This window comes from Acinetobacter sp. UBA6526, from assembly GCF_002434875.1.
Classification (GTDB): Bacteria; Pseudomonadota; Gammaproteobacteria; order Pseudomonadales; family Moraxellaceae; genus Acinetobacter; species Acinetobacter venetianus.
This window is the reverse complement of record NZ_DJLC01000031.1, coordinates 1-4,564: the sequence shown is the minus strand read 5'-3', so window position 1 is coordinate 4,564 and position 4,564 is coordinate 1. Positions and strand designations below refer to the sequence as shown.

Here is a 4,564-nt window from a genome sequence, read left to right as displayed (position 1 = left end):
AGAATTTGTATAATTAGATAGACTTTTTCGACCCAATATCTGGCTGATATTTTGACTCGCTGTCATCAATTTCTCTAAATCAATTCCTGTTTCAAAACCCATATGTGAAAGCAAATAAAAGAGATCTTCTGTCGCGATATTGCCAGAAGCACCTTTTGCGTAAGGACAGCCGCCAAGACCTGCTAATGATGAATCAAAAACACGAATACCTTGTTGTAAAGACTGATAAATATTGGCAATTGCCATGCCATAAGTATTATGAAAATGCCCAGCCAAAACTTTGCTATCAAGTTCAGCTAAACATGCTTGCCACACCTTTTGAACTCGATCTGGCGTCGCTGTCCCAATGGTTTCACCCAACGAAATTTCGTAGCATCCCATCTCATAAAGCTGCTTAACCACGTTCACGACTTGCTGTGGCTCAATTGCGCCTTCATAAGGGCAATCAACGATACAAGAGACATAGCCTCTTACACGGATATTGTGTTGTTTGGCTGCTTGCATGATTTCAGAAAACTTTTCTAAGCTTTCATCAATAGAGCAATTAATATTTTTACGAACAAAGCTTTCAGAAGCAGCCGTAAATACGGCAACCTCTTTGCAGCCAACAGCAAGTGCTGTTTCAAAACCTTTAATATTTGGTGTGAGCAAACTCAAATTAAGATCAGCTCGTTGTGGTAAGCGTTTAAATAATTCATCACTTTGAGCCATTTGAGGAACCCATTTGGCTGAAACGCATGAACCAACCTCAATCGACTTTAAGCCAGCATCGATCAAGTCAATAATGAAATTTAAACGCTGCTCTAATGTGAGCGTCTGTTTCTCATTTTGAAGCCCATCACGAGGGCCAACCTCTACAATTTTGACAAACTCATTCATGCAACTTCTTCCTGATCAGGTTGAAATTCTACGAGTTCGTCACCCGCTTTAACTTGATCACCGACTTGAAAATAAGCATCTAAAATAATGCCATCCTTCGGTGCTCGAATGGTGTATTCCATTTTCATCGCTTCAAGCGTCAACAGCACATCATCTTTTTTCACCGTATGGTTCGCACCGACTAGTAGTTGAGTCACGACACCCGGCATCGGAGCTTTAAGATGCCCTTGCTCATTTTGTCCTTCAGTCTGATTAAAATTTTGGCGGATATAAGCAAATTTATAACTCTGACCAGAGTGGAATAGAGTGATGCCTTGCTGACTTTGATTAAAAGCTAATTTATGTTGATTACCGTTAATCAGAATCTTGGCTGTATTCGCATCAAGCAACTCACCTGTGATCTGATAATGCTGACCATTAAATTCTGCGTTAAATCCTTGCTCAGCAGCTGAAAATTTAATCTGAATGCTGTTATCTAAATAATTTAATTTGATGCTGTGCTGGTAGGCAACATTACTCCGCCATAATGGCTGTGCCAACCAAAGCTGTTTTTGAGCTGATTTGTTATTTTGCATTTGGTTTAAAAACTCAATAAATGCAGTCGCAACAATAAACTCAGGTTTTATATTCGCAGGGCTAAACAAAAATTGTTCTTCACGCTGAATCAAATTTGTATCTAATTTGGCTTGTTTAAAAGAGTCACAACGAACAATCTTTTCAAGGAACGCAATATTGTTGCCTAAGCCATCCACATGAAATTGGCTAAGCGCATGTTGCATTTGAATTAAAGCAGCTTCACGGTTTTTGCCCCATACAATCAATTTTGCAATCATCGGATCATAGAATGTAGTGATTTCATCGCCCTCAACAATTCCGCTATCTACACGGACGTATTGGTTTTGAGGTGGGTAGCGCAGATAGTCAATTTTGCCAATTGCAGGCAAAAAGCCTTTTTCTGGTTCTTCTGCATAAATTCGTGCTTCTAAGGCATGTCCATGTATCTGCAATTCATCCTGCAACTTTGGCAACGGTTCACCATAAGCAACACGCAACTGCCATTCCACCAAGTCTTCACCTGTAATCATTTCGGTCACAGGATGTTCGACTTGTAGACGCGTATTCATTTCCATGAAATAAGCAGTACCGTCTTGTTCAACGATAAACTCAACTGTTCCCGCACCCACATAATCTACGGCACGAGCGGCATCGATTGCAGCCTGTCGCATAGCATCCAGTTTTTCACTTGGCATTTGTGGTGCTGGTGCTTCTTCTAGCACTTTTTGATGGCGACGTTGTACCGAACAATCACGCTCAAATAAATGCACATAATTCCCATGTGTATCACCAAACACTTGTACTTCAATATGACGTGGTTGAATCACATAACGTTCAATCAAAACATCATCATTGCCAAAGCTCGATTTCGCTTCGCGTTTACAAGAAGCAAGGGCATGTAAAAAGTCTTCGCTACGTTCAACGAGACTCATACCTTTACCACCACCGCCAGCACTCGCTTTAATTAAGACAGGATAACCAATACGATCTGCTTGCTGTTTTAAAAATTCAGCATCTTGATTCGTTCCGTGGTAACCCGGTGTTAATGGGACACCAGCTTTTTCCATCAATGCTTTGGAGGTCGCTTTCAAACCCATGGCTAAGATGGCTTCTACAGGTGGGCCAATGAAGCAAATATTGTGTTGCTGACAAGCGAGCGCAAACTGGTCATTCTCAGAAAGAAAACCATAACCAGGGTGGATTGCCTGACTTCCAGTATCTATCGCCGCCTGAATAATACGATCAACCTGAAGATAGCTCTGAGTTGCAGGAGACTGTCCAATATAAATTGCCTCATCGGCGAGTTTTACGTGCTGTGCATTTGCATCTGCATCTGAATAAACAGCAACCGTCGCAATACCTAATTTTTTCGCTGTGCGAATTACGCGGCAAGCAATTTCGCCACGGTTCGCAATCAAAATCTTCTCAAACATGTTGATTGTCCTTAATTGTTGTTATTCGAGTTAGAAATCCAAGCAGGCTGCTGCTTATTTAAAAAGGCATTTAAACCTTCTTTCGCTTCAGCACCCTGACGGACTTGTGCAATATGATGTGCAGTTTGTTGTAGCAATACATCACTCATCGGTTGCTTACTCACCATTTGAATCAACTGTTTAGATGCTGCTTGGGCATGTGGGCCACCGAGCAATAACGCATCAATCACATCTTGAACTTTCTGGTCTAAATGTTCAGCATCCGTTACTTCATGTGCTAAGCCAATTTGTTTGGCTTCGATTGCAGAAATACGCTCAGCAGTTAGAAAATAGCGTGAAGCTTGTCGTTCTCCAATTGCACGAATCACGTAAGGGCTAATAGTCGATGGAGCTAAACCCAGTCGAACTTCAGACGTTGCAAATTTTGCTTCATGGCTCGCGATACAAATATCACATGCCGATGCCAAACCCATTCCACCGCCAAAGGCAACACCATGTACACGAGCGTTTGTGGGCTGCTTTAAAGTGGCCAATGCATGAAGCATCTCTGCTAATTTCAACGCATCAGCTTCATTTTCTACTGAAGAAGCTTGACCAGCTTGCTTCATCCAATTCAAGTCAGCGCCTGCGGAAAAACTTTTACCACGACCAGCTAAAACCACGACACGAATATCATCACGGTTATTTAATGTGTTAAAGTAAGCATGAAGCTCCTCTATCACGATTGTATTAAAAGCATTGTGTAGTTCTGGTCGATTAAGCCAGATATAGGCAACCTGATCCTGTTGTTCGAGTTGTAAAAATTGATAGCTCATACAGACCTCTTACATACGGAACACGCCAAATTTTGTTGGTTGAATAGGTGCATTCAATGCAGCTGCAAGACTTAAACCCAAAACATGACGAGTTTGAGCAGGATCGATTACACCATCATCCCATAAACGCGCAGATGCATAGTAAGGATGACCTTGTTGTTCGTACTGATCACGGATTGGCTGTTTGAACTGATCTTCTTCCTGTGCAGACCATTCTGCACCTTTTTGTTCGATCTGATCACGTTTCAAAGTTGAAAGTACGCTGGCTGCTTGCTCGCCACCCATCACTGAAATACGAGAGTTTGGCCAAGTCCATAAGAAACGTGGTGAATAAGCACGTCCACACATTCCGTAGTTACCTGCACCAAAAGAACCACCAATAATCAGCGTTAATTTTGGAACATTGGCTGTTGCAACAGCCATCACTAACTTCGCGCCATGTTTGGCAATGCCTTCATTTTCATACTGACGACCCACCATAAAACCCGTGATATTTTGGATAAATAGCAAAGGAATATTACGCTGAGTACAAAGTTCAATAAAGTGAGCGCCTTTCTGCGCGGATTCAGAAAATAGAATGCCATTATTGGCAATAATTCCAACAGGCATACCATACAGGGATGCAAAACCCGTGATCAACGTTGACCCAAAACGCGCCTTAAATTCATCAAAACGAGAACCATCAACGATACGGGCAATCACTTCACGAACATCAAAAGGTTTTCTTGCATCACTTGGAACAACGCCATATAACTCTTTGGCATCGAATAATGGCTCATCAATTTGTTTACTTAGATCATTCGGCTTTTTATTTAGATTCGCAACGATGTTACGGGCAATTGCAATTGCATGTTCATCATTTTCAGCAAGATGATCAGCAAC

At 41.7% G+C, this 4,564-nt stretch carries 4 protein-coding genes; all 4 read right to left on the bottom strand.

Translation table 11 applies throughout. The features are described 5' to 3' along the window. A partial coding sequence (locus tag B4237_RS02215; RefSeq protein WP_286941146.1) for a hydroxymethylglutaryl-CoA lyase occupies positions 1–879 on the bottom strand: 879 nt, incomplete at its 3' end. Further along, the gene (locus B4237_RS02210; RefSeq protein WP_019384588.1) at positions 876–2,867 is read right to left on the bottom strand and encodes an acetyl/propionyl/methylcrotonyl-CoA carboxylase subunit alpha; all 1,992 of its coding nucleotides are present in this window, start codon (positions 2,865–2,867) and stop codon (positions 876–878) included. The genes B4237_RS02215 and B4237_RS02210, both read right to left, overlap by 4 nt. Positions 2,868–2,878: 11 nt before the next feature. Further along, entirely contained in the window at positions 2,879–3,682 is an 804-nt protein-coding gene (locus tag B4237_RS02205) for an enoyl-CoA hydratase/isomerase family protein (RefSeq protein ID WP_286941143.1), read from the bottom strand. Positions 3,683–3,691: 9 nt separating this feature from the next. Beyond that, positions 3,692–4,564: carboxyl transferase domain-containing protein (locus B4237_RS02200; protein WP_286941141.1), on the bottom strand; the 873-nt coding region annotated here is incomplete at its 5' end.

Coding starts and splice junctions, on each gene's coding strand:
- B4237_RS02210 (WP_019384588.1), bottom strand. CDS start 2,867: ATGTTTGAGAAGATTTTGATTGCGAACCGTGGCGAAATTGCTTGCCGC.
- B4237_RS02205 (WP_286941143.1), bottom strand. CDS start 3,682: ATGAGCTATCAATTTTTACAACTCGAACAACAGGATCAGGTTGCCTAT.